This window comes from Streptomyces phaeolivaceus (assembly GCF_009184865.1).
GTDB lineage: Bacteria > Actinomycetota > Actinomycetes > Streptomycetales > Streptomycetaceae > Streptomyces > Streptomyces phaeolivaceus.
In genome coordinates, this window is record NZ_CP045096.1 from 3,054,052 (window position 1) to 3,079,863 (window position 25,812).

Below are 25,812 nucleotides of genomic sequence, written 5' to 3' on the forward strand. Positions count from 1 at the left end.
GAGACACCCCTCGCACGCCCGCGTCAGAAGGGCATGTCCGCGCTGATCGTCCTCCATGTCTCCGGCAGCGCCCCCTCGGCCAGCTCCGCCCGTCGTTCCTCCCTGCCGTACAGCAGTCCGTACGTGAAGGCGCTCTCGCCCGCCTCATGGGCCTGGAGGGCAAGGTCGCGCAGGGTCTCGCGGGTCATCACGCTGTCCTGGTGGTCGCCGAGGAGGGTCTGCAGGGACTTCATGTCCTTGACGAGCGCCTTGGCCGGCTTGCCGAGCAGCGGGTTCGCCGTCTCGGCCGCGTACCGGGTGCGCTTGGCCTTCTTCCGGGCCTCGTGCATCGCGAGGTCGCGGTCGGCTCCGGACGGCTGTGCCAGGGCCTGCTCGACCAGGGCCGCCACCTTGCCGAAGTCCTTCCTGACCGCCTTGGTGATCACCTTCTCGGGATCGCCCCCGGCCGCTTCGAGCAGCGGCGGATCCTCGATCACCGCGTCGAGGGAGTCGAGCAGCCGCAGATACCGCTGTCCGTTCAACGCGTCGATCAGCTCGCTCCCGGGGCCGGTGCCTCCGCCGTCCTTCTCCGACCAGGTGCGCAGCCGGGTGCGGACCGGGCCCGTCACCAGGCTCTCGGGGAGCCCGGCCAGCGCCTCGGTGAGCCGTTCCGTCAGGACCTCCTGGTCACGGTCGACGCCCAGTTCCCCCGCGAGCCACTTCAGCTCCTCGCCGATCGGGTCCGTGACGGTCCGGTCCAGTACCTTCCCGAACGACTTGAAGGTGCTGCGCAGCCGGCGCGTGGCGACCCGCATGCTGTGGACGGAGTCGAAGACGTCCCGGCGGACGGCGGGATCGAGTGCGACGATCGCGTCACGCTGGGCGCGGACATAGACGAGGACATGATCACCGGGGGTGACGGGCTCGCCCGAAGCCACCGCCCCGGCAACGGCCTCGGCCTCGGCTTTCCCCAGGTCCTTCTTCCTGCCCTTGTCGCCCTTCTTCGCCTTCTTGCCCTGCTTGGCCTTCTTGCCCTGCTTGGCCTTCTTGGGGGCCGTCTCCTGCAACGCCCTGGCCAGCTTGGACGGCGAGGCCGAAGGGCGTACGCCCGCCTTGCGCAGCTTCTTGTCGACCTTGTCGAGGAAGGCCGGGTCGCCGTCGTCGGCGAGTTCCACCTCGATCTCGGACCACTGGGCGGTGCGGCCGTCCTCGGTGAGCCGCTCGGCGACCACGGCGTCCACACTGACCTCGGCGAGGAGGGTGCCGTCCGCGTCGAGCAGATCACGGACGTCACGGGTGGAGAGCAGACGGACCAGCGGCACCAGTTCGGCCCCCCGGACCCGGGATCGCACCAGCCCGGCGAGGTCGTCGGGCAGTGTGTCGGACAGCGGGGACCGGATCTCGTCCCGTACACCCGTGGAGACGGGGAGCTTCAGATGCCAGCCCGCGTCACTGCCTCCGGTGCGGCGGCGCAGGGTGATCGAGGCGGCGGCGAGGCGTTCGTCCTCGGTGTCGTAGTAGACGGCGTCCAGCTCCGCCACGCCCTTGTCGATGACGGTCGCGACCCCGGCCACACCGGTGAGATCCGGCAGGCCGCTCGCGTCGGACTCGTACTTCCGCTCGATCTCACGCTTGGTGTCCGCCATGAAATGAATCTAGTCCTACTTCGCCTCCCTGGGCAGTCCCAACCAGCCGATCGTCCGACAACCGCCGTTTCCCTCCGCGTCACCCGGCGTTACCGCTACGCCGACATCGGGCGCTGCACTCTGATGGACTGCAGCAGCCCCACCGCCACCCACACCGCGAACATCGACGACCCGCCGTACGACACGAACGGCAGGGGCAGACCGGCCACCGGCATGATGCCGAGGGTCATTCCGATGTTCTCGAAGGACTGGAACGCGAACCAGGCGATGATCCCGCCGGCCACGATCGTGCCGTACAGCTCGGTGGTCTCGCGGGCGATCCGGCAGGCCCGCCACAGGACGACACCGAGCAGCAGGATGATCAGCCCGGCGCCCACGAATCCCAGCTCCTCCCCCGCCACCGTGAAGACGAAGTCGGTCTGCTGCTCGGGCACGAACTGCCCGGTGGTCTGCGAGCCCTTGAACAGCCCGGTGCCGAGCAGTCCGCCGGAGCCGATCGCGATCCGGGCCTGGTTGGTGTTGTAGCCCACGCCCGCCGGGTCCAGCTCGGGGTTGGCGAAGGCCGCGAAGCGGTTGATCTGGTACTCGTCGAGCACCCCGAGCTGCCAGACCGCGATCGCGCCCATCGCCCCGGTGCCGATGAGGCCGAGGACCCATCGGTTGGAGGCGCCCGAGGTGAGCAGGACGCCGAGCACGATGACCACCATGACCATGACCGAGCCGAGGTCGGGCATCAGCAGCACGATCAGTATCGGGACGGCGGCGAGACCGAGGGCCTGGACGACCGTGCGGTGGTCCGGGTGGGGTTTGTCGCCGGCGTCCACCCGGGCCGCCAGCAGCATCGCCATCCCCAGGATGATCGTGATCTTCACGAACTCCGAGGGCTGCAGCGAGAAGCCGCCGCCGATGACGATCCAGGCGTGGGCGCCGTTGATCGTCGCGCCCAGCGGGGTCAGCACCAGAAGGATCAGCAGGACCGAGATGCCGTACAGGATGGGCACGGCCGTGCGCAGGGTGCGGTGGCCGAGCCAGACCGTGCCGATCATCAGGGCGAAGCCGATGCCGGTGTTGAGCAGGTGCCGGAAGAGGAAGTAGTACGGGTCGCCCTGGTTGAGTTCGGTGCGGTTGCGGGTCGCCGAGTAGACGAGGGCCGCGCCGATCAGGGAGAGCGCGATGGCCGAGAACAGTATCGGCCAGTCGAGCCGGCGGGCGAGCGAGTCCCGGGCGAACAGCCGGGTCCAGCCGGAGCGTTCGGGCCCGTACCCGGAGACGGAGAAGCTGTTGCCGGTCATACGGACGTCCTCCGCCTCTCGCGTCGACGTGCCGCGCGGTTGCCGTTGCCGCCGCGTGTGCTGACGATCGCCGCCAGGTCGGCCAGGGAGACCGGCTGGGCGAGCGGCCCGGCGGCCACCGTCTGCGCGTCCTCGGCGGCCTGCTCCTCGGCGCTCTTCTTCGGCGGGTAGTTCTCCAGTTTCGGGGCGTCGATCGAGCCGTCGGACTCGATCTTGGGCAGGCCCTTCTGCGGGGTGGACAGCAGCGCCTTCTTCTTGTCGATCTTGCCGTCCTCGGAGACGCCGTACAGCGCGTTGTACAGCTTGCGCACGGCGGGGGCGGAGGCGCCGGAGCCCGTACCACCCTGGGAGATCGTCATGACGATCGAGTAGTCCTTGGTGTACGTGGCGAACCAGGAGGTCGTCTGCTTGCCGTAGACCTCGGCCGTACCCGTCTTGGCGTGCATCGGGATCTGCTCCTGCGGCCAGCCCTCGAACCGCCAGGCCGCCGTACCCCGGGTCGCGACTCCTTCGAGGGCCTCGTCCATCTTGGCCAGCGTGCTCTTGTCTATCGGCAGCTTGCCGTGCGACTTGGGCGCGATCTCCTGCACGTTCTTGCCGTCGGCGCTGACGATCGCCTTGCCCACGGTGGGGTCGTAGAGGGTGCCGCCGTTGGAGATGGCCGCGTAGACGGTGGCCATCTGGATGGGGGTGACGAGGGTGTCTCCCTGGCCGATGGAGTAGTTGACGGAGTCACCGGCGCGCATGCGGTTGCCTTCGAGGCAGTTCTCGTACGCGATCTGCTCGGCGTACGTGCCGCCCTTCTTGCCGTACTTGCACCAGGCGTCCTTGTTGGCCTTCCAGTAGTCCAGCTTCCACTTGCGGTCCGGGATGCGGCCGGTGACCTCGTTGGGCAGGTCGATGCCGGTCTCGGCGCCCAGGCCGAACTGGTGGGCGGTCTTGTAGAACCAGTCGTTGGCGCCCTTCTTGGGCTTGATGCCACCGTCGCGCTTCCACTCCTCGTGGGAGAGCCGGTAGAAGACGGTGTCGCAGGAGACCTCCAGCGCCTTGCCGAGGCTGATGGCGCCGTATCCCTTGGACTCGAAGTTCTTGAAGACCTGGCCGCCGATCGAATACGAACTGGAGCATTCGTAGGGGCCGTTGAAGGAGTATCCGGCGTTCACCGCGGCGGCGGTGGGGACCACCTTGAAGATGGAGCCGGGGGCCGACTGGCCCTGGATCGCGCGGTTCAGCAGCGGGTAGTTGGACTTCTTGCCGGTGAGCTTGGCGTAGTCCTTGGCGGAGATGCCGCCGACCCAGGCGTTGGGGTCGTAGTCCGGGTTGGACGCCATGGCGACGACACGGCCGGTCTTGGCCTCCATGACGACGACGGCGCCGGAGTCGGCCTTGTAGTTCGTCCCGGTGTTGCGGTCGTTCTGCTTGCGGGCTTCCTTCATCGCCTCGTTCAGTTCGTACTCGGCGATGCGCTGCACGCGGGCGTCGACGCTGGTGACCAGGTTGGCGCCGGGCTGGGCGGGGTCCGCCTCGGCCTCGCCGATGACACGGCCGAGGTTGTCGACCTCGTACCGGGTGACGCCGGCCTTGCCGCGCAGCTCCTTGTCGTACTGGCGCTCCAGGCCGGAGCGGCCGACCTGGTCGGAGCGGAGATACGGCGAGTCGGTGTCCTGGGCCTTGGTGATCTCCTCGTCGGTGACCGGGGAGAGATAGCCGAGGACCTGCGAGGTCTTGGAGCCGCCGGGGCCGGCGTACCGGCGGACGGCCTGGGGCTCGGCGGTGATGCCGGGGAAGTCCTCGGAGCGTTCGCGGATCTGCAGGGCCTGCTTGGCGGTGGCCTCGTCGGTGATGGGGATCGGCTGATAGGGCGAGCCGTTCCAGCAGGGCTGGGGTGTCTTCGAGTCGCAGAGCCGAACCTTGTCCATGACGTCCTGGGGCTTCATGTCCAGGACGCCGGCGAGTTTGGTGAGGACGGCCTTGCCGTCGTCGTCCATCTTCAGCAGGTCGGTGCGGGAGGCGGAGACAACCAGCCGGGTCTCGTTGTCCGCGATCGGCACTCCGCGCGCGTCCAGGATCGAGCCGCGCACGGCGGGCTGGACGACCTGCTGGACGTGGTTGCCGGAGGCCTCCTTGGCGTAGGCGTCGCCCTCGCGGATCTGGAGGTACCAGAGGCGACCGCCGAGGGTGCCCAGGAGGGAGAAGACGAGGATCTGGATGATGATGAGCCGGATCTGGACCCGTGGGGTCCGCCCGGTCTCGGGGATGTTGGTCACTGCCTGTCTCCCCCTCTCAGTACGACGACGGGCTGTGGACGCTTACGCATGAAGAACGGCCGGCCGGTGAGCGTCCGTTCCACCGTGGCGCACTCGTTCGAGTGAACTCGTCGGTGGTCACAGCCGCTTGACCCCCTTGATGCGTCCCGCGCGGGCCATCCGTGAGCGGGCGGCCTTCATGCGGAGGCCGCCGCGCTGACTGCCGATGCGCAGGCCGGTGCCGCCGGAGAGCCAGCCGGAGGAGACGTCGGACGCCTTGGTGGCGCTGCCCGTCTCGGCGAGCGGGTCGTTCTCGGCGCGCCGGGCGAGCGCCATGACGCCGGGGACGACGAAGGGCGCGAGCAGCAGGTCGTAGAGCGCGGCGGTGAACAGCAGGCTGGGCAGGCCGACATGGCGGGCGGCGTCGTCGCCGACGAGGGCGCCGACCCCGGCGTACAGCAGGGTCGCACCGAGCGCGGCGACGACGACCACGGCCATCGGCCCGGTCGCCGACTTCAGCCGGCCGGTCTCGGGTTTCGCCAGGCCCGCGAGGTAGCCGATGACGCAGAGGACCAGCGCGTACCGCCCGGCCGCGTGGTCGGCGGGGGGTGCGAGGTCGGACAGCAGGCCGGCGCCGAAGCCGATGAGGGCGCCGCCGACATGGCCGTAGACCAGGGCGAGGCCGAGCACGGTGAGGAGCACCAGGTCGGGGACGGCGCCCGGGAGATGGAGTCTGGCGAGGACGCTCACCTGGATCACCAGGGCGACGATCACCAGGGTGGTGGAGAGCAGCATCCGGTTGAAGCGCATGAAGGGGTCAGCTCCTACTGTCCTACGTCTACTGCTCTTGCGGCTGTCCGTCGGTGCCGTCGCCGGGTTCGCCCGCGCCCGGCGTGACCGTCACCGTCACGGTCGGCGTGGGGGTGGCCTTCGGCTTGTTCGGCAGGACGGTGTCGCGCGGGTCCTTGCGGGGCGGCTGGACGACGACGCCGACGATGTCGAGCTGGGTGAAGGCCACGAACGGCTTGACGTAGATCGTGCGGGTGAGGTCGCCGCCGGAGGGGTCGACCTTGGAGACCATGCCGACCGGGACGCCGGGGACGAACGGCTTGTCGGCCTGGGAGCCGAAGGTGACGAGGCGGTCGCCGGCCTTCACCTTGGCCTTTCCGTTGAGGAGTTCGACGCGCAGCGGGCGGTCGCCCTGGCCGGAGGCGAAGCCGAGTTCGTCGGTGGCCTCCATACGGGTGCCGACGGTGAAGTCGGGGTCGTTGGCGAGGAGCACGGTCGCGGTGTTCGGTCCGACGGTGGTGACGCGGCCGACGAGCCCGTCGCCGTTGAGGACGGTCATGTCGCGGGTGATGCCGTCGTCGCTGCCGATGTCGATGGTGACGGTCCAGGAGAAGCCCTGGGCCGCTCCTATGGCGATGACCTCGGCGCCCTTGATGCCGTACTGGCCGTTCGCCGCGGTCTTCAGCATCTTGTCGAGCTGTTCGAGCCTGCTGCTGTTGCGGTCGTCGCTGCCGAGGGACGCCTTCAGTTCGGCGTTCTCCTTCTCCAGCGCGGCGAGGCGGTCGTGGCGGGTACCGGAGTCGCGGACGGCGCTTATGGCGTTGCCGATCGGGTCGACGGCGGTCGACACACCGTCCTCGATCGGGCCGAAGACGGTGGCGGCGGCACGTCGGGCACCGTCGACCGGTGAGTCCTCCCCGCCGCGGATGTCCACCGTGATCAGCGCGAACGCGACGGCGATCAGCAGCACCAGGAGCAGCCGGCTCTCTCGTGTGTCCCTCACGTGCGGCGGCCGTGCCTTCCTCATAGGAATTCGACAGGATTGGGGGAATTCGGGTAGCCCCTAGGAATCCCGAGCGGGGAACCGTAGGGGCGCTTTGTGGGAGCTTATGCCTCTATATCAACGATCCGCCGCACGAGAAGAGAACGTCCCGTACGGCGGAATCGAAGAGTTATGTCATCTACGGGGCTGGGCGTCGAGAACCTGCTGCAACGCCTCGAACTCCTCGACGCACTTGCCGGAGCCGAGCGCCACACTGTCCAGCGGATCCTCGGCGATATGGATGGGCATTCCGGTCTCCCGGCGCAGCCGCTCGTCCAGGCCGCGGAGCAGGGCGCCGCCGCCGGTGAGGACGATGCCTCGGTCCATGATGTCGCCGGAGAGTTCCGGCGGGCATTTGTCGAGGGTCGTCTTGACGGCGTCGACGATGGCGTTGACGGGTTCCTCGATCGCCTTCCGCACTTCACCGGCGGAGATGACGACGGTCTTGGGCAGCCCGGACACCAGGTCCCGGCCGCGGATTTCGGTGTGCTCGTCAGCGTCGAGGTCGTACGCCGAACCGATCGTGATCTTGATCTGTTCGGCCGTCCGCTCACCGAGGAGGAGCGAGTACTCCTTCTTGATGTGCTGGATGATCGCGTTGTCCAACTCGTCGCCCGCGACGCGGATGGACTGGGCGGTGACGATGCCGCCGAGGGAGATGACCGCGACCTCCGTGGTGCCGCCGCCGATGTCCACCACCATGTTGCCCGTGGCCTCGTGGACCGGCAGGCCGGAGCCGATGGCCGCGGCCATGGGCTCCTCGATGATGTGCACCTGACGGGCGCCGGCCTGGGAGGACGCCTCGATGACGGCGCGACGCTCGACACCGGTGATGCCGGACGGCACGCAGACGACGACCCGAGGACGGGCGAGATACCGCCGCTTGTGGATCTTCAGGATGAAGTAGCGGAGCATCCGCTCGGTGATCTCGAAGTCGGCGATGACACCGTCCTTCAGCGGACGTACGGCAACGATGTTGCCGGGGGTCCGCCCGATCATCTTCTTCGCCTCCGCGCCGACCGCGAGAATTCCACCGGTGTTGGTGTTGATCGCGACGACGGACGGCTCGTTCAGTACGATCCCGCGACCCCTGACGTACACCAGCGTGTTGGCGGTCCCGAGGTCGACAGCCATGTCACGGCCGATGAACGACATTGAGTTCCCCATCAGGATTCGTGTGGCCTTCCCAGGAGAGCACTGAGGGCTTTTGAGTGCCTTTCAGGCTTTTTCGGGTCGGCGAAGTGGGTGCTGTGACGTGAAGGCTTACATCGTAGTCTCGCCCGCACGAACACTGCGCGAGGGTCTTCACCATTGTGGGCATGCGATGCGCCGCCTCGCCTGCGGAGACGATCCATCGGGGGTGCACGTTCCCTCGATCGCCCCGCGTATGCCGTTGTACGGCCGGATTTTCGGCGGGGGTTGGCTGGTCAGCCGGGGTAGGCCGTGTGGGTGGTGGCCGTGTTGCGAGAAGAGTAGGTGGGGCGGGGGCGGGGGCGGGACCGATCACCGGCCCCCGCCGTCGCGGACGCGGCTACGCGCGTCCGGGGAAGAAGATCTTCAGCTCGCGCTCGGCGGACTCCTCGGAGTCCGACGCGTGGATGAGGTTCTCGCGCACGATGACGCCGTAGTCACCGCGGATGGAACCGGGCTGGGCGGCGATCGGATCGGTCGGGCCGGCCAGCGCCCGCACCCCCTCGATGACCCGCTCGCCCTCGACGATCAGCGCGACGACCGGACCGGAGGCCATGAACTCGACGAGCGGCTCGTAGAAGGGGCGGCCGACGTGCTCGCCGTAGTGCTGCTCCAGCAGGGCACGGTCCAGAACCCGCATCTCCAGCGCGGTGATGCGCCAGTCGGCCTTGCGCTCGATACGGCCGACGATCTCGCCGATCAGGCCCCGGCGAACGGTGTCGGGCTTGAGCAGGACGAGGGTGCGCTGGGACATGGTGTGCGGCTCCTTGAGGCCTGAACGGTATGCGGTGGGGCCGAGGTTACAGGGTGTGATGGACAGGGCGGCACCCGGATCCGCCGGCAGCCCCGCATGCGCGGGGAGCACGACCCGCACTACGGCGAGCGGAAGGGAAAGCCGGGACCACCCCCGCGGCAGCGGGGAAAATCCGGGTGCCGGAACCAGTGAAGCGCACCGCACCGACAGTCGTCGCCTACCCGGCGTCGCCGGCCGTCTGCGCCGCGAACCGGGCCTTCGCCTCGTCGACCTTCCGGCCGAAATGGACCGAGGCCCACCACAGGGCGGCGAAGACCGCGCCCATGAAGAACATGGTCGGGACGAAGAAGCCGGAGAGGATCAGCGCGATCTGGAGTGCCCAGCCGAGTTGGACGCCGCCCGGCCGGGTGACGAGGCCGCACAGCAGGACGCACAGGAACATCGCGATGCCGCTGACCGTCCAGACCGTCGACATGGACAGTTCCGGGTCCTTCATGGCGACCAGCCCGGCGAAGCCGATCACGAAGAACTCGCCGATCAGGGTCGAAGCACAGAGGGTACGCATGGTGTGGAACTCAGCCCTTCCCCAGCAGCAGCCGGGCCTCGCCGACGGTGATGACGGAACCGGTGACGAGGACGCCACCGCCCGCGAACTCGCCCTCCTCCTCGGCGAGCGTGATCGCCGCCTCCAGGGCGTCCGGCAGCCGCGGTTCGACCTGCACCCGCTCCTCGCCGAACACCTCGACCGCGATCCCGGCCAGCTCGTCGGCGTCCATCGCGCGATGGCTGGCGTTCTGGGTGATCACGACCTCGGCGAAGATCGGTTCGAAGGCCTCCAGGAGACCCCGTACGTTCTTGTCGCCACTGGCCCCGACCACACCGATCAGCCGGCTGAAGTCGAACGCCTCTCCGACGGCCTCGGCGGTGGCCCGCGCGCCCGCCGGGTTGTGGGCGGCGTCGAGGACGACGGTCGGGGACCGTCGTACGACTTCGAGCCGGCCCGGTGAGGAGACCGCCGCGAAGGCCTTGCGGACCGTGTCCAGGTCCAGCGGTTCCGGGCGCTGCGAGCCGACGCCGAAGAACGCCTCGACCGCGGCAAGGGCGACGGCCGCGTTGTGCGCCTGGTACGGGCCGTGCAGCGGGAGATACACCTCGGGGTACTCGCCGCCCAGGCCGCGCAGGGTGAGCATCTGTCCGCCGACGGCGACCTGCCGGGCGACGACACCGAACTCCAGGCCCTCCCGGGCCACCGTCGCGTCCACCTCCACGGCCTTCTTCAGCATCACCTGCGCCGCGTCCACCGGCTGCTGCGCCAGGATCACGGCCGCGTCCTGCTTGACGATCCCGGCCTTCTCCACGGCGATCTCGGCGGTCGTCCCGCCCAGCCGGTCGGTGTGGTCGAGGTCGATGGGCGTGACGACGGCCACGTCCCCGTCGATGACGTTGGTGGCGTCCCAGGTGCCGCCCATGCCCACCTCGACGACGGCCACGTCCACGGGGGCGTCGGCGAAGGCGGCGTACGCCATGCCGGTCAGCACCTCGAAGAAGGAGAGCCGGTACTCCTGCTGGGAGTCGACCATCTCGATGTACGGCTTGATGTCCTCGTACGTCTCGATGAAGCGCTCGGCGGAGATCGGGGCGCCGTCCAGGCTGATGCGCTCGGTGATCGACTGGACGTGCGGGGAGGTGTACCGGCCGGTGCGCAGCTCGAAGGCGCCGAGGAGGGCCTCGATCATGCGGGCGGTGGAGGTCTTGCCGTTGGTGCCGGTGATGTGGATGGAGGGGTAGGAGCGCTGGGGCTCGCCCAGGACGTCCATCAGCGCGGCGATCCGGGTGACCGAGGGCTCCAGCTTGGTCTCGCCCCAGCGGGTCGCGAGGTCGGTCTCGACCGCGCGCAGCGCCTTGTCGAGGGCCGGGTCGGTGGGGCGCGAGGGGACGTCGGTCTCCGGCGCGCCGCCCTGGGCACGCAGGGTACGGCTGCCGGCCTCGATCACCGCGAGGTCGGGATCCCTGTCGGTCTCCGCGGCGATGATCTCCTCGAACGGGTCGATCGGCTCGGGCTGCGACTCACTGCGTTCACTCACGGGGTCAGTCTACGGATCGGGCGCCTGAGAGCTCGGGGGTACCCGCTGTAGAGCGGCTGCGGGTGGTGTGTGGCTGGTCGCGCAGTTCCCCGCACCCCCTTGGGTGACCGGCGGTCGCCAGGTTCCCCGCTCCCTGCGGGCAGCCGAGGGCCCCGGTGCCTGGTCGGCACCGGGGCCTCCGCCTACCTACGATCCGCTACGCCTTCGGCAGGCGGTCCAGCTGTGCGGCGATGCGGGCGATGTCCTCGTCGGCCTTGGTGAGGCGGCCACGGATCTTGTCGACGACCTGGTCCGGGGCCTTCGCGAGGAACGCCTCGTTGCCGAGCTTGGCCGTGGCCTGGGCCTTCTCCTTCTCGGCCGCCGCGAGGTCCTTCGCGAGGCGCTTGCGTTCGGCGGCGATGTCGATGACGCCGGAGAGGTCGAGGGCGACCTCGGCGCCCGCCACCGGCAGGGTCGCCGTGGCCGAGAAGCCGTCGCCCTCCGGCTGGAGGCGCAGGAGCTGACGGATCGCGGCCTCGTGCGGGGCCAGGACCGTACCGTCGAGCGTCAGGCGGGCCGGGACGCGCTGGCCGGGCTGGAGGCCCTGGTCGGCGCGGAACCGGCGGACCTCGGTGACGACCTGCTGGACCAGCTCGATCTCCCGCTCGGCGACGTCGTCGCGGAAGCCACTGTCCGTCGGCCAGTCGGCGATGACGAGGGACTCGCCGCCGGTGAGCGTCGTCCACAGGGTGTCCGTGACGAACGGGACGACCGGGTGGAGGAGGCGCAGGGTGACGTCCAGGACCTCGCCCAGGACGCGCCTGCTGACCTCGGCCGACTCGCCGCCCGCCTGGAACGTCGTCTTGGACAGCTCGACGTACCAGTCGAAGACCTCGTCCCACGCGAAGTGGAACAGGGCGTCGCTGAGCTTGGCGAACTGGAAGTCCTCGTAGTACGCGTCGACCTGCTCGACGGTCTCGTTGAGGCGGGCGAGGATCCAGCGGTCGGTCGCGGAGAGCTTGGCGGCCTCCGGCAGAGGTCCCTCGACGGTCGCGCCGTTCATCAGCGCGAAGCGGGTGGCGTTCCAGATCTTGTTGGCGAAGTTGCGGGAGGCCTGGACCCAGTCCTCGCCGATCGGGACGTCGGTGCCCGGGTTGGCGCCGCGCGCGAGGGTGAAACGGAGCGCGTCGGAGCCGTACTTGTCCATCCAGTCGAGCGGGTCGACGACATTGCCGAAGGACTTCGACATCTTCTTGCCGCGCTCGTCGCGGACCAGGCCGGTCAGCGCGATGGTCTTGAAGGGGACCTCGCCGTCCATGGCGTACAGGCCGAACATCATCATCCGGGCGACCCAGAAGAAGATGATGTCGTGGCCGGTGAGCAGGACGTCGGTGGAGTAGAACTTCCGCAGGTCCGCGGTCTGTTCGGGCCAGCCGAGGGTGGAGAACGGCCACAGGCCGGAGGAGAACCAGGTGTCCAGGACGTCGGTGTCCTGGGTCCAGCCCTCGGCCTCCGTGCCGGGCGGCTGCTCGTCGGGGCCGACGCAGACCGTCTCGCCGTTCGGGCCGTACCAGACCGGGATGCGGTGGCCCCACCAGAGCTGGCGCGAGATGCACCAGTCGTACATGTTGTCGACCCAGTCGAAGTAGCGCTTCGACATGTCCTCGGGGTGGATCCTGACCCGGCCGTCGCGGACCGCGTCACCGGCGGCCTGGGCGAGGGGACCGACCTTGACCCACCACTGCATCGACAGCCGCGGCTCGACCGTGGTCTTGCAGCGCGAGCAGTGGCCGACGGAGTGGGTGTACGGGCGCTTCTCGGCGACGATCCGGCCCTGTGAGCGCAGGGCGCCGACGACGGCCGAGCGGGCCTCGAAGCGGTCCTGGCCGAGGAAGGGGCCGTGGACGGTGATGACACCGTGCTCGTCCATGATCGTCATGGCGGGCAGGTCGTGGCGCTGGCCGATCGCGAAGTCGTTCGGGTCGTGCGCCGGGGTCACCTTGACCGCGCCGGTGCCGAACTCCGGGTCGACATGGGTGTCCGCGACGACCGGGATGGAGCGGTCGGTCAGCGGGAGCTTGATGAGCTTGCCGATGAGGTGCGCGTACCGCTCGTCGTCCGGGTGGACGGCGACCGCCGTGTCACCGAGCATCGTCTCCGCGCGCGTGGTGGCGACGACGAGGGAGTCCTCCCCCTCGCCGTACCGGATGGAGACCAGCTCGCCGGCGTCCTCCTGGTGCTCGACCTCGATGTCCGAGATCGCGGTGAGACAGCGGGGACACCAGTTGATGATGCGCTCGGCGCGGTAGATGAGTTCGTCGTCGTAGAGGCGCTTGAAGATGGTCTGGACGGCCTTGGACAGGCCCTCGTCCATGGTGAACCGCTCGCGGTCCCAGTCGACTCCGTCGCCGAGGCGGCGCATCTGGCCGAGGATCTTGCCGCCGTACTCCTCCTTCCACTGCCAGACGCGCTCGACGAACTCCTCGCGCCCCAAGTCGTGGCGGGACTTGCCCTCTTCGGCGAGTTGCTGCTCGACCTTGTTCTGCGTGGCGATGCCGGCGTGGTCCATGCCGGGGAGCCACAGGGCCTCGTAACCCTGCATGCGCTTACGGCGGGTGAGGGCGTCCATGAGGGTGTGCTGGAAGGCGTGCCCGAGGTGCAGGCTGCCGGTGACGTTCGGCGGCGGGATGACGATGGTGTACGCGGGCTTGTCGCTCGTCGCGTCGGCCGCGAAGTAACCACGCTCCACCCAGCGCTCGTACAGCGTCCCCTCTACATCGGCCGGCGCGTACTGGGTCGGCAGATCGGTGGCGGGCGCTGGAGGCTGCTGCTGAGCGTTCTCGGTCACCCGCTCAGTTTAGGGGTGTCACGGGGTGGTCCCGAAACCCGATTCTTCCGTAACGGTGTGACCCCCGGTGCGTGGGACCCCTCGTGTTTGCGCCAGGATGTCAGGAACACATAAGCATCTGGAGGGGAACCCAGAACATGAGTCACAACCAGCCGGGCCCGTACGGCGGGCAGCCCCAGCAGCCCGGACCGTACGGTCAGCCGGGCCCCTACGGCCAGCAGCCGCCGCAGGCCGCCCCCCAGCCCGGCTACGGCTACCCGCAGCAGGCGCCGCCGCAGCAGCCTGGCTACGGATACCCCCAGCAGGCGCCCCAGGGCGTTCCGCCCCAGACCCCGCCCTACGGCCAGCCCCAGGCCCCGTACGGCCAGCAGCCCTACCCGACGGTGCCCCAGCCGCCCGCCGCCGGCGGTGGCGGCAAGAAGGTCGGCATCATCCTCGGCGCGGTCGCGGTCGTGGCGGCGGTGGCCGTGGGGGCGTACTTCGTCATCGGTGGCGGCGGCGGGGCCGACATCGCGGACGACGGCCCGCACAAGCTGACCACGCCGGCGACGGTGCTCAGCGAGTACAAGAAGTCCGACAGCGGCGGCGACAGCGGCGCCATGTCCGAGGACGATCTGAAGGACGCCGAGAACTGGGGGGTCAAGAACCCCAAGGACGTCAGCGCCGGCTACCAGTCGGGCGACGAGAGCAACCCGCTCGCCGGGAAGATGCTCTCGTTCGGCGGCGTCTACGGCGAGATCGAGGACCCGGAGGCGGCGGTCGACGGTTTCTTCGCCTTCATGAAGAAGGACGCCCAGTCCGAGGACGAGGAAGTCACCTTCGTCGGCGACCCGAAGGCGTACACGCCCGACGCCCTCGACGGTGCCGTCCTGAAGTGCCAGGAGGTCCAGATGGACAACTCCGACAGCACTTCGGCGACCGAGCCGAAGAAGGTGAACATGACCTACTGCGTGTGGGGCGACTACAGCACCCTCGGCTTCGTCCTGCCGATGGAGTTCGCCGACATCGCCGCGGGCAAGAGCACCGCTCCCGAGGAGGCGGCCGACATCACGGCCAAGCTCCGCAAGGAAGTCCGCGTCAAGATCTGATCACGTGGCCTCAACCACGAAGGGGCCCCGGTCTGTTGACCGGGGCCCCTTTCGATGTCCGTGTACCGCCGACGGCTTACGCCGTCTTCTGCTCCCCCGGCCCCCGGCCGCGCGCGTCGCGTGGGATCAGGGTGGGGTTGACGTTCGAGCGGACGACGTCGGCGTTGATGACGACTCGGGCCACGTCCTTGCGGGACGGGACCTCGTACATGACCGACATGAGGACTTCCTCCATGATGGCGCGCAGGCCGCGCGCGCCGGTCTGGCGGAGGATGGCCTGGTCGGCGATGGCTTCGAGGGCCTCGCGCTCGAAGTCCAGCTCCACGCCGTCGAGTTCGAAGAGGCGCTGGTACTGCTTGACCAGCGCGTTGCGCGGCTCGATGAGGATCTGGAGGAGGGCCTCGCGGTCCAGGTTGTGGACCGAGGTGATGACCGGGAGACGGCCGATGAACTCCGGGATCATGCCGAACTTGACCAGGTCCTCCGGCATGACGTCCTCGAACTGGTCCTTGGACTCCAGCTCGCGCTTGGAGCGGATCGTCGCGCCGAAGCCGATGCCCTTGGCGCCGGCCCGGGATTCGATGATCTTCTCCAGGCCGGAGAAGGCACCGCCGACGATGAACAGGACGTTCGTGGTGTCGATCTGGATGAATTCCTGGTGCGGGTGCTTACGGCCGCCCTGCGGGGGGACCGAGGCGGTCGTGCCTTCCAGGATCTTCAACAGGGCCTGCTGGACACCCTCGCCCGACACATCGCGCGTGATGGAGGGGTTTTCACTCTTCCGCGCGACCTTGTCGATCTCGTCGATGTAGATGATGCCCGTTTCGGCTTTCTTGACGTCGTAGTCCGCCGCCTGGATCAGCTTCAGCAGAATGTTCTCGACGTCCTCGCCGACATAGCCCGCCTCGGTGAGCGCCGTCGCGTCGGCGATCGCGAACGGGACGTTCAGCATGCGCGCGAGGGTCTGCGCGAGGAGGGTCTTGCCGGAGCCCGTGGGGCCCAGCAGCAGGATGTTGGACTTCGCCAACTCGATGGCGTCCTCGCGGCTTTGACCGCCGCCGTTCTCACCGGCCTGGACCCGCTTGTAGTGGTTGTAGACGGCTACCGAGAGCGCCTTCTTGGCCGCCTCCTGGCCGACTACGTATCCCTCGAGGAACTCGTAGATCTCGCGAGGCTTCGGGAGTTCCTCCCAGCGGACCTCGCTGGTCTCCGCGAGCTCCTCCTCGATGATCTCGTTGCAGAGGTCGATGCACTCGTCGCAGATGTACACACCGGGCCCTGCGATGAGCTTCTTGACCTGCTTCTGGCTCTTGCCGCAGAACGAGCACTTGAGCAGATCGCCGCCGTCACCGATGCGTGCCACGGTGTGCTTCCCCTTCGCCTGGGAGACGCCTGGACAATTGAAATCCAGCGGCTCCTGGTGCTGCCTTATGTCGACGGTACCTTGCCGGGCCCCCCGTTCGGGCCCCCCTTGGCACGGTTCGCTTTGACGTGCACCTTGTCGTGCACTGGGTCAAACGGTGCCAACCATGCCAAGGGGCGGCAGACAATACAGCCTTTCCGCCGTCAGCGGACGTCCGCGTTGTTCATCTTCCGCGTGGAGATGATCTGGTCGATCAGGCCGTACGAGAGCGCGTCCTCGGCCGTGAGGATCTTGTCGCGCTCGATGTCCTCGCGGATCTTCTCGATCGGTGTGGTGGAGTGCTTGGCCAGCATGTCCTCCAGCTGCGCGCGCATCCGGAGGATCTCGTTGGCGGCGATCTCCAGGTCGGAGACCTGACCCCGGCCCGTCTCGCTGTACGGCTGGTGGATCAGGACGCGGGCGTTCGGCAGCGCCATGCGCTTGCCCGGCGTACCGGCGGCCAGCAGGATCGCGGCGGCGGAGGCCGCCTGGCCCATGCAGACCGTCTGGATGTCGGGCTTCACGAACTGCATCGTGTCGTAGATCGCGGTGAGCGCCGTGAAGGAGCCGCCGGGGCTGTTGATGTAGACGGAGATGTCCCGGTCGGGGTCCATCGACTCCAGGCACAGCAGCTGCGCCATGACGTCGTTGGCGGAGGCGTCGTCGATCTGCACCCCGAGGAAGATCACCCGCTCCTCGAAGAGCTTCGCGTACGGGTCGTACTCACGGATGCCCTGCGAGGTGCGCTCGACGAAGCGCGGGATGACATAACGGGACTCGGCCGTCGGGCCCGAGTACTGGGAGCGTGCGCCGTCGTGGAGGCCGCTGCCGGGGAAGTCGTTCACTTGTGTCTCCTGGGAGCCTGAGAGGGGCTGAGGCGGTCGGCTGGGGGCTTCGCGGGGGTGGGGGTGGCGGCGGGTGCCGTCACTCCTGCCCGGCCCCGGTGCCGCCGCCGCCCGGCATACCGGCGGCCGTGGGGATCACGTCGTCGATGAGGCCGTACTCCTTGGCCTCGAAGGCGTCGAACCAGCGGTCACGGTCCGAGTCGCGGGTCACCTGCTCGACCGTCTGGCCGGTGTGCTGCGAGGTCAGCTCGGCCATGCGCCTCTTGGTGTGCAGCAGCCGCTCGGCGTGGATCTTGATGTCGGAGGCCGAGCCCGCCAGGCCCGCGGAGGGCTGGTGGATCAGGATCTCGGCGTTCGGCAGCGCGAAGCGCTTGCCGGGGGTGCCCGCGCTGAGCAGGAACTGGCCCATCGAGGCCGCGAGGCCCATGGCGATGGTCACCACGTCGTTCTTGATGAACTGCATCGTGTCGTAGATCGCCATACCGGCCGTGATCGAGCCGCCGGGGCTGTTGATGTAGAGGTAGATGTCCTTGTCGGGGTCTGCGGCAAGGAGCAGCAGCTGTGCGGTGATCTTGTTGGCAATGTCGTCGTCGACCGGCTGGCCGAGGAAGATGATCCGCTCGCCAAGCAGCCGGTTGTAGACCTGGTCGCCGAGGCCACCACCGATGGAAGGCTCGCCGGCGGCATAGGGCATCAGATTCGTCACGTATCCACCTGCTCGTCTTACGACGGCGCCGGGCCGTCTTCACGTTTCCCTTCCGGGGGCCGAGCCGTTCGCCGATGGCTCCGCCCTCGTATTCATGGACCCTAACGCGGTGGCTCCGCCGGTGAATCCCGCAGAGGGAACTGTTCGCTGTCAGCGCATGCGCTCCGCCGGGCTGAGCAGGGTGCCTGGTGGCCTCCGGCCCGGGAAGGGGCGCGGAGAACTGCGCGGCCCGCCACGTACAAGCCACACTCGCCGATGCGCCTGGCGTGGCAGACGCGTCTGCGGCTCGTACGTGGCCGGTCGCGCCGTTCCCCGCGCCCCTCGGGCAGGCCGACGGGCCCCTGGGTCACAAGTGATCCAGGGGCCCGTCGACAGCCATCCACCGACTACCGGGGGATCAGGCCTCGTTCTTCTCCTCGGCGGCGGCCTCCGGGGCCTCCTCGGCGGCCTCGGCGGCGGCCGGGGTCTCCTCGGTCTCCTCGGTCTCCGCGACGGAGTCGGCCTCGTCCTCGTCGTCGTCCAGGTCGACGATCTCGCCGTTGGTGTCCTTCACCGTGGAGGACTCGACGACCAGGGCCAGGGCCTTGCCGCGGGCGACCTCGCCGACGAGGAGCTGGACCTGGTTGTTCTGGACGACGGCCTGGGCGAACTGGTCCGGGGACATGCCGGAGGAGGCCGCGCGCCGCATGAGGTGCTCGGTGAGCTCCTCCTGGTTGACGTTCAGCTCCTCCTTGGCGACCAGCTCGTCGAGGACGAACTGGGTCTTGATGCCCTTGACGGCCGCTTCCTTGGTCTCGGCGTCGAACTCCTCGACCGTCTTGCCCTGGATCTCGAGGTACTTCTCGAGGTCGAGGCCCATCTGGCCGAGCTGGTGGTGCTCCAGGTTGTGCTTGCGGGTGTTGATCTCGTCCTCGAGCAGCTTCTCGGGGACGGGCACCTCGACGATGTCCAGGAGCTTCTCGAGGACGCGCTCCTGGGCCTGCGTGGCCTGGTCGTACTGCTTCATGTTCTCCAGGCGCTTGCGGCTGTCCGCGCGCAGCTCCTCGAGGGTGTCGAACTCCGAGGCGAGCTGGGCGAACTCGTCGTCCAGGGCCGGGAGTTCACGGGCGGCGACCTGGGTGACCTTGACGGTGACCTCAGCCTCCTTGCCGGCCGCCGAGCCGCCCTTCAGCTCGGAGGCGAAGGTGGCCTCGCCACCGGCCTCCAGGCCCTTCACGGCGTCGTCGATGCCGTCCAGCAGCTCGCCGGAGCCGATGGTGTAGGAGACGCCGTCGGCGACGCCGTCCTCCAGGACCTCGCCGTCGACCTTGGCCTGCAGGTCGATCGTCACGACGTCGCCGTCCTCGGCGGCGCGCTCGACCGGGGAGGTGGAGGCGAAGCGCTCGCGCAGCTGCTCGACCGCCTTCTCGATGTCCTCCTCGGTGACCTCGACGGCGTCGACCTCGACCTCGATGCCGGAGTAGTCCGGGATCTCGATGGTCGGGCGGACGTCGACCTCGGCGGTGAAGTTCAGCGTCTCGCCGTCCTTCAGCTCCGTGATGTCGACCTCGGGCTGGCCGAGGACGTTGAGCTCGGCCTCGTTGACCGCGTCGGTGTAGAACTTCGGGAGCGCGTCGTTGACGGCCTCCTCCAGAACCGCACCGCGGCCGAACCGCTGGTCGATGACGCGGGCCGGGATCTTGCCCTTGCGGAAGCCCTTCACCGTGACCTGCTGGTTGATCTTCTTGTACGCCGCGTCGAGGCTGTCCTTGAGCTCCTCGAAGGGCACCTCGATGCTGAGCCGAACCCGGGTCGGGTTCAGGGTCTCCACGGCGCTCTTCACGGTTCGGTCTCCTTGGGGGCTGACTTCTTTGGGTTCTGCTGACATTCCCCGCCGGGTGCGACGGGACTTCAGCAAGATTCGCGGCCGCTGAGAGACATGAGAGTGCAGACACACGGGCGCGCAGCTTGCATAGTAACCGCAGGCGGTACACGCCCCAAAAGGTGATCTTGCCGGTGGCGGGCGCGCCCGTCGGCACGGTGGTCGGGGTGGCGGGATTTGAACCCACGGCCTTCCGCTCCCAAAGCGGACGCGCTACCAAGCTGCGCCACACCCCGTCTGGTGCGACACGTAGGGTACATGCCCGCAGGCCATGCGGTTGCCGCATTTACCGAGTGCGCGGGTGTGTGCGACGGCGGGCGCCGGGGTGGCCGAGGGGCGCGACCGGAAGGGGTGTGCGGCCGGGGCGCCCGACCCGCTACGATGCCTTCAGTGCCGCGGTCCTCCGACCTGCGGCGCGAGCTGTGCGGGCGTAGCTCAATGGTAGAGCCCTAGTCTTCCAAACTAGCTACGCGGGTTCGATTCCCGTCGCCCGCTCTTATGGCCTCCGGCCCGGTTTCGAGGGATTCCTCGACGCCGGGCCGGAGGTTTTTTGTCGCCTCACGGCGGGTGTTCGGACGTATCCGGGCGGTCACGGTCGCTAGAACTGGATCGAGTTGATCGTGTCCGCTATCGAGTCCAGGAAGCGTTGGATGTCGTCGGCCATACCCGTCGAGGCGAGGAAGAAGCCGAAGAGGATGGCGACCACGGCCGGTCCGGCCTTGATCGTCCCTCCTCGCATCAGGACTACCAGGATGATCCCCAGCAAGAGCACCACTGACAGCGAAATGGCCACACAGATCACACCCTCGGTCGGTCCGCACTCCCGGCCCGGGGCGCCGACCCCACGCGCACCCCGCCAGAACCATCGTGCCACCAACCAGGCCGTCATATGCAGCGGGTGAGGCAACGTCGGCCACGGCACCGCACGCGCGCCACCCGGGCCACGGATCAACGGGAGGGTGCCGGGAGTGAATTCGGGGTGATCGTTTCCATGCACACACAACCCGGCCGCAGGTAATTCGAATTGTTGCCACAGACACATCAAGAGACAGGGGCAGGACGGCAATTAACCGGACATTCCACCAGAGTCGCCTGCGCATGTTATGCACCATTTAGTCGGGATGAATGCGGACAGAACGGTGCGCGTCATGTGCCTTGTGGTGTACGGACGGTGATGCTCTGCCCGATGACGACTTCACCGAATCCTGGGTACCCGGTGGTGACACGTACCCCTCAATACAGGATTCACGTCGATGGTTTTACGAAATCGCACAGACAACGCTAGGGTGCCTCAGATGTTCACCGCTGCCTCGTCCCCCACTTGCGCAGCGAGTGCTCGGACCGCCCACCGGAGTGCCCGGCGGGAGGGTCTGTGACGAACTCGCTGCGACCGCACGACCGGTCCAGGGCGCCGCTCCCGCCGGCACAGTCACCACAGTCGCCGGCCGACGGAGTGCCGAGTCCGCGCTCGCTGAAGTCCTCGTCCCCCCACCCGACGCCAAGTGGCGCCTCCCCGGAGGCCAGACCGGCCAAACAACGTGACGCGTTCTTCGACAACGCCAAGTACCTCGCCATCGTGCTCGTCGCGATGGGGCACGCGTGGGAGCCGCTGACCGACCACAGTCGCGCCGCCGAGGCGCTGTACATGTGCGTGTACACGTTCCACATGCCGGCGTTCATCATCATCTCCGGCTACTTCTCGCGCAGCTTCGACATGCGCCCGGACCGGCTCCGCCGGCTGATCACCGGTATCGCCGTGCCGTACGTGCTGTTCGAGATCGCGTACTCGTTCTTCAAGCGGTACGGCGACAACGATCCCTCGCACCCGATCAGCCTGCTCGACCCCTGGTACCTCACCTGGTTCCTGATCGCGCTGTTCGTGTGGCGGCTGACGACACCGCTGTGGAAGGTGGTGCGCTGGCCGATCCCGTTGGCGCTCGGCATCGCGGCGCTCGCCTCGGTCTCGCCCGACATCGGTGACGACCTGGATCTGCAACGGGTCCTGCAGTTCCTGCCGTTCTTCGTCGTCGGTCTCTTCATGAAGCCCGCGCACTTCCAGTTCATGCGGCGCCGTGAGGTGCGGATACTGTCCCTGCCGGTCGCGGCGGGCGCGCTGGCGCTGGCGTACTGGCTGGGGCCGGACATGAACTCGGCGTGGTTCTACCACCGGGACAGCGCGCAGGAGCTGGGTGCGCCGTGGTGGGCCGGGGTCGTCATGACCTTCGCGCTGTTCGGCTGCTCCATGGTGCTCACCACCTGCTTCTTCGCCTGGGTGCCCCGGCGGAAGACGTGGTTCACCGTGCTGGGCGCGGGCACGCTGTACGGCTACCTGCTGCACGGGTTCCTCGCGAAGGGCTCCCGGTTCTGGCACTGGTACGACACGAACGCGTGGGTGTACCAGCCGGCCGGTGAGCTGTTCGTCACGTTCGTCGCGGCGGCCGTGATCACGTTGTTGTGCACGCCGCCGGTGCAGCGGATGTTCCGGTTCGCGATGGAGCCTCGGATGGAGTGGGCGTTCAAGCGGGACGCGGCCGAGTTGGCGCGTGAGCGGGGGAAGGTCGGGGCCAAGGCGTAGGCGGTACTCCCCCCGTTCAGTTCTGGTTGTTCGCAGCCTCCTCGGCCGTCGGTTCGTCCGGCAGGCCGAGGAGGTTTCGCATGTGGGCGTACTTGTGGGTCAGGCGGGTGCGGGTGGGGGTGTCCAGGGCGGCGAGGCGGGCCGGGTTCGCGTTGTGGGCGAGGTCGGACTGTTTGACGAGGAGGGCGCCGGGGGTGCTGAGGATGCGGGCGGCGTAGGACTCCGGGGGTTCGCCGGGGCGTTTGGTGAGGGCCAGAACAATGGCCTTCGTGCGGGGGGTCAGGGGGGCGTCCCTGAGCCATTCCTCGGTGAGGGCGTCGTCCTCTATGGCGTCGTGCAGCCAGGCCGCGGCGATCTGGTCCTCGTCGCCGCCTCTCGTTCCTACGCCGTTCGCCACGGCTTGGAGGTGTTCGGTGTAGGGGTGGCCGGACTTGTCCGTCTGGGTGGCGTGGGCGGTTCTGGCGAGGGTCTCTATTTCGGGGAGGGTGAGGGGGGTTGGGGGCATCGGGGCTCCTGGGGGTGGTGGGGTTCGGGGTGTGGGGTGTGGGTTTGGTTGTCGCCCCCGCCGCCCCTACCCGTCCCGTCCTCAAGGGGCTGTGCCCCTTTGACCCCCTTGAGCGCCTAATGGGTAGGGGGGCGGGGGGTTGGGGGCGGGGGGGGTTGGGGGCGGGTGCGGGTTCGTCGGGGCTTGTCGCGCAGTTCCCCGCGCCCCTGAGGGGCGCGTCGTTCCCTGCGCCGTTTACGGGGTGCGGTTGGTCACCTGGGGGGTCTGGGGCCTTCTCGGCAGATGAGGAGTAGGGCTCGGTCGTCGTTGACGTCCTTGGCCACTGCTTCGATGAGGTGCCAGGCGGCGCCGTGGAAGCCGCCGGCCACGTAGCGGTCGGCCTCGCCGGTGAGGCGGTCGATGCCTTCGACTATGTCGCGGTCGGAGGTCTCCACGAGGCCGTCGGTGAAGAGCATCAGGACGTCGCCGGGGCGCAGGGAGCCCTTGACGGGGTCGAACTGGGCGCCGTCGTAGACCCCGAGGAGGGGGCCCTCGGCGGCCTTCTCCTCCCAGCGGCCGGTGCCGGCACTGAGCTGGAGGCCGGGTGGATGGCCGGCGGAGAAGAGTTCGTAGTCGCCGGAGTCGAGGTCGAGGACGAGGTGGATGGAGGTCGCGAAGCCCTCGTCCCAGTCCTGGCGCAGGAGATAGCCGTTGGCCGCCGGGAGGAACGCGTGCGGTGGGAGCGATCCCAGCAGGCCGCCGAAGGCGCCGGAGAGGAGCAGGGCCCGGGAGCCCGCGTCCATGCCCTTGCCGGAGACGTCGGTGAGGACGACTTCGAGGGTGCGACCGCCGTTCGTACGGGCGGCCACGACGAAGTCGCCGGAGAAGGACTGGCCGCCCGCCGGGCGCAGGGCCATCTCGCGATGCCAGCCGGCCGGCAGCTGCGGCAACTTGCTCTGGACGCGGATGCGTTCACGCAGGTCGAAGAGCATGGTGCCGCCGCGCCGCCAGGGGACGCCGACGCGGCTGCGGAACTGGGCGATGAGCAGGCCGAAGAAACCGCAGGCAGCGACCACCAGCACTATGCCGGGGGTGACTCTGGCCGGGCCCTCGGTGTAGGGGCCGAGCTTCACGGACTCGATGATCAGCGCGGTCGCGGCGGCGGCGTAGAGGCTGAGGAGGCTCGCGGGGCGGAGCAGCAGACCGCCCGCGACGATGGGGAGGACGAGGACGGCGGGTGAGAACCACACCTCGTCGATCAGGGTGAGACAGGCGATCAGCGGGATCATCAGCAGCAGACCGGCGAGGGCGATCCAGTCGGAGCCGTCCCCGCGGAAGTAGTCGACGGCGGATTTGCGCACGCCGGTGCGGGCCCGGTGAACCAGCTTCTTCATCCGGGCCGTGAACGTATCGGCCGCCGCGCGCCGCTCTCGTCCTGCTGCCATTGTTCGGGACCTTATCCATCGGACCAGCCCCTGTGCACAGGAGGTCCTACTTGTCCCCCTTCCGAGGGCCGGTTCACGACGAATCTCACACAGATCTCACACCGGAACGTGTTCTTCTGCCCCCGTGCGCCCTCCGTGCGGCACCTGGGAAGGATCCCACGTCGAACGGCGACGCGCGGGGCAAATTCGCTCGCTCGTACCGGATTGCCCTGCTAGGCATGGCGTATGACGACTGAGCTGCGGGCGCTGCGCAAGGAAGACTGGACCGTCTGGTACGACAACCTCCTCCGCGCCTTCGGCGGAGTCCCGGAACCGGCCGAGGAACGGGAGTTGTGGCAGGCGCTCACGCCGTACGACCGCTCGATCGGGGTGTGGGACGGCGATCAGTGCGTGGGGTCGGCCGGAGCGTACGACTTCCGGCTCACGGTGCCGGGCGGTGCCGTCGTGCCGGTGGCGGGCGTCACGATGGTCGGGGTCGCGGCCACGCACCGGCGGCGCGGGGTACTGACGTCCATGATGCGGCGGCAGTTGGACGACGTCCGCTCCTGGGGGGAGTCGGTGGCCGTGCTGACGGCGTCCGAGCCGGTGATCTACGGCCGGTTCGGGTACGGCCTGGCCACGCAGCGGCTCGGCGCGGACATCGACACCACCCGGGTACGGCTGTCCGTACCGCCCGGCACCGATGACGTACGGCTGCGGTACGCGGACCCCGCCGAGGTGCTCGACGCGTGCGAGACGGTGTACGCGCGCCGGGTGCCGGAGCGGCCGGGGATGCTGGAGCGGCGGCCCGGCTGGGAGCGGTTGGACCTGCTGGACACGGAGCAGCAGCGGCAAGGGGCGTCGCCGCTGCAGTGCGTGGTGGCCGAACGGGCCGGGGACGGGGGCGGTTCCGGGGTGGTCGGGTACGCGCGGTTCTGGGTGAAGGCGGACTGGGGGCCGGGCGGGGCGGAGGGCGTCGTCCAGGTGGGTTCGCTGGAGGCCCTGGATCCCGCCGCGCGGGCCGCGTTGTGGCGGTTCCTCTTCGACATCGACCTGACGCGGTGCGTGGTCGCCCCTCGGCTGCCGGTCGACGATCCGTTGCTGCATCTGGTGTCGGACGTCCGGCGGTGCGGGCTGCGGATGAAGGACGATCTGTATCTGCGGCTCGTGGAGGTCGGTGCGGCGCTGCGGGCGCGGACCTATCAGGCACCGCTGGACGTGGTGTTCGAGGTCGAGGACGCCTTCTGCCCCTGGAACGAGGGGCGTTGGCGGCTCACCGGCGACCCCAAGGGCGCCACCTGCGAGCGGACCGCCGACGCCGCCGATCTCTCCCTCTCCGTACGGGAGTTGGGGTCGGCCTATCTGGGCGGGGTGAGCCTGTCCTCGCTGGCCGCGGCCGGACGGGTACGGGAACTGCGCGAAGGCGCGCTGGCGGAGGCGTCCCTGGCGTTCCTGTCGTCGACCGCGGCACCCTGGCTGCCGCACGGGTTCTAGGGCCTGTTGACAATTCCCGTCGTCGCCCGGAGGGCGGCCCCGCGGCGTCGTGGGGGCCCCTCCCGGTCGAGCGAGGCCGAGAG

The 25,812-nt window shown here is 68.8% G+C and carries 20 protein-coding genes and 2 tRNA genes; 4 read left to right on the top strand and 18 right to left on the bottom strand.

Annotation, left to right across the window (positions count from 1 at the left end; genetic code table 11):
- Positions 1–23: 23 nt before the first annotated feature.
- The 10 genes from F9278_RS14200 to F9278_RS14245 all read right to left on the bottom strand — a co-directional run bounded on the left by F9278_RS14200 (position 24) and on the right by F9278_RS14245 (position 13,850).
- Positions 24–1,625 (bottom strand): CYTH and CHAD domain-containing protein, encoded by a 1,602-nt coding sequence (locus tag F9278_RS14200; protein ID WP_152168659.1) that lies wholly within the window; start codon positions 1,623–1,625, stop codon positions 24–26.
- Between the two features lie 95 nt (positions 1,626–1,720).
- Positions 1,721–2,917 (bottom strand): rod shape-determining protein RodA, encoded by a 1,197-nt coding sequence (gene rodA, locus F9278_RS14205; protein ID WP_152168660.1) that lies wholly within the window; start codon positions 2,915–2,917, stop codon positions 1,721–1,723.
- The gene (gene mrdA, locus F9278_RS14210; protein WP_152168661.1) at positions 2,914–5,184 is read right to left on the bottom strand and encodes a penicillin-binding protein 2; all 2,271 of its coding nucleotides are present in this window, start codon (positions 5,182–5,184) and stop codon (positions 2,914–2,916) included. The genes rodA and mrdA overlap by 4 nt, the downstream gene beginning before the upstream one ends.
- Positions 5,185–5,301: 117 nt before the next feature.
- Positions 5,302–5,973: a rod shape-determining protein MreD gene (mreD, locus tag F9278_RS14215; protein WP_152168662.1), complete on the bottom strand. Its 672-nt coding sequence runs from the start codon at positions 5,971–5,973 to the stop codon at positions 5,302–5,304.
- A 28-nt stretch (positions 5,974–6,001) separates the two neighbouring features.
- Positions 6,002–6,955, bottom strand: a complete 954-nt coding sequence (mreC, locus tag F9278_RS14220; RefSeq protein WP_152168663.1) for a rod shape-determining protein MreC — start codon at positions 6,953–6,955, stop codon at positions 6,002–6,004.
- Between the two features lie 174 nt (positions 6,956–7,129).
- A complete protein-coding gene (locus F9278_RS14225) occupies positions 7,130–8,149 on the bottom strand; it encodes a rod shape-determining protein (RefSeq protein WP_005479350.1) in 1,020 nt (339 codons plus the stop codon).
- Positions 8,150–8,525: 376 nt separating this feature from the next.
- Positions 8,526–8,939 (bottom strand): nucleoside-diphosphate kinase, encoded by a 414-nt coding sequence (gene ndk, locus F9278_RS14230; protein WP_152168664.1) that lies wholly within the window; start codon positions 8,937–8,939, stop codon positions 8,526–8,528.
- A 217-nt stretch (positions 8,940–9,156) separates the two neighbouring features.
- A complete protein-coding gene (locus F9278_RS14235; RefSeq protein WP_152168665.1) occupies positions 9,157–9,504 on the bottom strand; it encodes a DUF4233 domain-containing protein in 348 nt (115 codons plus the stop codon).
- Between the two features lie 10 nt (positions 9,505–9,514).
- Entirely contained in the window at positions 9,515–11,023 is a 1,509-nt protein-coding gene (gene folC, locus F9278_RS14240; RefSeq protein WP_152168666.1) for a bifunctional tetrahydrofolate synthase/dihydrofolate synthase, read from the bottom strand.
- A gap of 196 nt (positions 11,024–11,219) precedes the next feature.
- Positions 11,220–13,850, bottom strand: a complete 2,631-nt coding sequence (locus F9278_RS14245) for a valine--tRNA ligase (protein WP_152168667.1) — start codon at positions 13,848–13,850, stop codon at positions 11,220–11,222.
- 137 nt (positions 13,851–13,987) lie between these two features.
- Between F9278_RS14245 and F9278_RS14250 the strand changes: the two genes are divergently transcribed.
- Positions 13,988–14,938, top strand: coding sequence for a hypothetical protein (locus tag F9278_RS14250; protein WP_152168668.1), 951 nt, complete (start codon positions 13,988–13,990; stop codon positions 14,936–14,938).
- 76 nt (positions 14,939–15,014) lie between these two features.
- Here F9278_RS14250 and clpX read toward each other — a convergent pair whose 3' ends face one another.
- From clpX to F9278_RS14275, 5 genes are all read right to left on the bottom strand, one after another.
- Positions 15,015–16,301 carry an ATP-dependent Clp protease ATP-binding subunit ClpX gene (gene clpX, locus F9278_RS14255; RefSeq protein WP_086762710.1) on the bottom strand — a complete coding sequence of 429 codons (1,287 nt, stop codon included), beginning with the start codon at positions 16,299–16,301 and terminating at the stop codon, positions 15,015–15,017.
- A 203-nt stretch (positions 16,302–16,504) separates the two neighbouring features.
- On the bottom strand, positions 16,505–17,185 hold the full coding sequence (locus F9278_RS14260; RefSeq protein WP_152168669.1) for an ATP-dependent Clp protease proteolytic subunit: 681 nt from the start codon (positions 17,183–17,185) through the stop codon (positions 16,505–16,507).
- Between the two features lie 79 nt (positions 17,186–17,264).
- On the bottom strand, positions 17,265–17,879 hold the full coding sequence (locus tag F9278_RS14265) for an ATP-dependent Clp protease proteolytic subunit (protein WP_152173859.1): 615 nt from the start codon (positions 17,877–17,879) through the stop codon (positions 17,265–17,267).
- Positions 17,880–18,288: 409 nt separating this feature from the next.
- Positions 18,289–19,713 (bottom strand): trigger factor, encoded by a 1,425-nt coding sequence (tig, locus tag F9278_RS14270; RefSeq protein ID WP_152168670.1) that lies wholly within the window; start codon positions 19,711–19,713, stop codon positions 18,289–18,291.
- Positions 19,714–19,911: 198 nt separating this feature from the next.
- A tRNA-Pro gene (locus F9278_RS14275) sits at positions 19,912–19,988 on the bottom strand.
- Positions 19,989–20,176: 188 nt separating this feature from the next.
- Between F9278_RS14275 and F9278_RS14280 the strand changes: the two genes are divergently transcribed.
- Positions 20,177–20,247, top strand: a tRNA-Gly gene (locus tag F9278_RS14280).
- A gap of 103 nt (positions 20,248–20,350) precedes the next feature.
- Here F9278_RS14280 and F9278_RS14285 read toward each other — a convergent pair.
- Entirely contained in the window at positions 20,351–20,545 is a 195-nt protein-coding gene (locus F9278_RS14285) for a hypothetical protein (protein WP_152168671.1), read from the bottom strand.
- Positions 20,546–21,124: 579 nt separating this feature from the next.
- On the opposite strand from F9278_RS14285, the gene F9278_RS14290 reads away from it, so the two are divergent.
- Positions 21,125–22,327: an acyltransferase family protein gene (locus F9278_RS14290; RefSeq protein WP_152168672.1), complete on the top strand. Its 1,203-nt coding sequence runs from the start codon at positions 21,125–21,127 to the stop codon at positions 22,325–22,327.
- Between the two features lie 16 nt (positions 22,328–22,343).
- Here F9278_RS14290 and F9278_RS14295 read toward each other — a convergent pair whose 3' ends face one another.
- Together F9278_RS14295 and F9278_RS14300 are read right to left on the bottom strand one after the other, a co-directional pair.
- Positions 22,344–22,832, bottom strand: a complete 489-nt coding sequence (locus F9278_RS14295) for an HD domain-containing protein (protein WP_152168673.1) — start codon at positions 22,830–22,832, stop codon at positions 22,344–22,346.
- Positions 22,833–23,083: 251 nt separating this feature from the next.
- Complete coding sequence (locus tag F9278_RS14300) at positions 23,084–24,256, bottom strand: PP2C family protein-serine/threonine phosphatase (RefSeq protein ID WP_152168674.1); 1,173 nt, start codon at positions 24,254–24,256, stop codon at positions 23,084–23,086.
- A 225-nt stretch (positions 24,257–24,481) separates the two neighbouring features.
- Between F9278_RS14300 and F9278_RS14305 the strand changes: the two genes are divergently transcribed.
- Positions 24,482–25,729 carry a GNAT family N-acetyltransferase gene (locus F9278_RS14305; protein WP_152168675.1) on the top strand — a complete coding sequence of 416 codons (1,248 nt, stop codon included), beginning with the start codon at positions 24,482–24,484 and terminating at the stop codon, positions 25,727–25,729.
- The last annotated feature ends 83 nt before the right edge of the window (positions 25,730–25,812 follow it).

Excerpts from the sequence above, each read along its gene's own strand:
- F9278_RS14200 (WP_152168659.1), bottom strand. The coding sequence starts at position 1,625 with ATGGCGGACACCAAGCGTGAGATCGAGCGGAAGTACGAGTCCGACGCG.
- rodA (WP_152168660.1), bottom strand. The coding sequence starts at position 2,917 with ATGACCGGCAACAGCTTCTCCGTCTCCGGGTACGGGCCCGAACGCTCC.
- mreD (WP_152168662.1), bottom strand. The coding sequence starts at position 5,973 with ATGCGCTTCAACCGGATGCTGCTCTCCACCACCCTGGTGATCGTCGCC.
- F9278_RS14225 (WP_005479350.1), bottom strand. The coding sequence starts at position 8,149 with ATGTCGTTCATCGGCCGTGACATGGCTGTCGACCTCGGGACCGCCAAC.
- ndk (WP_152168664.1), bottom strand. The coding sequence starts at position 8,939 with ATGTCCCAGCGCACCCTCGTCCTGCTCAAGCCCGACACCGTTCGCCGG.
- F9278_RS14235 (WP_152168665.1), bottom strand. The coding sequence starts at position 9,504 with ATGCGTACCCTCTGTGCTTCGACCCTGATCGGCGAGTTCTTCGTGATC.
- F9278_RS14250 (WP_152168668.1), top strand. The coding sequence starts at position 13,988 with ATGAGTCACAACCAGCCGGGCCCGTACGGCGGGCAGCCCCAGCAGCCC.
- F9278_RS14265 (WP_152173859.1), bottom strand. The coding sequence starts at position 17,879 with ATGCCCTATGCCGCCGGCGAGCCTTCCATCGGTGGTGGCCTCGGCGAC.
- F9278_RS14295 (WP_152168673.1), bottom strand. The coding sequence starts at position 22,832 with ATGCCCCCAACCCCCCTCACCCTCCCCGAAATAGAGACCCTCGCCAGA.
- F9278_RS14300 (WP_152168674.1), bottom strand. The coding sequence starts at position 24,256 with ATGGCAGCAGGACGAGAGCGGCGCGCGGCGGCCGATACGTTCACGGCC.
- F9278_RS14305 (WP_152168675.1), top strand. The coding sequence starts at position 24,482 with ATGACGACTGAGCTGCGGGCGCTGCGCAAGGAAGACTGGACCGTCTGG.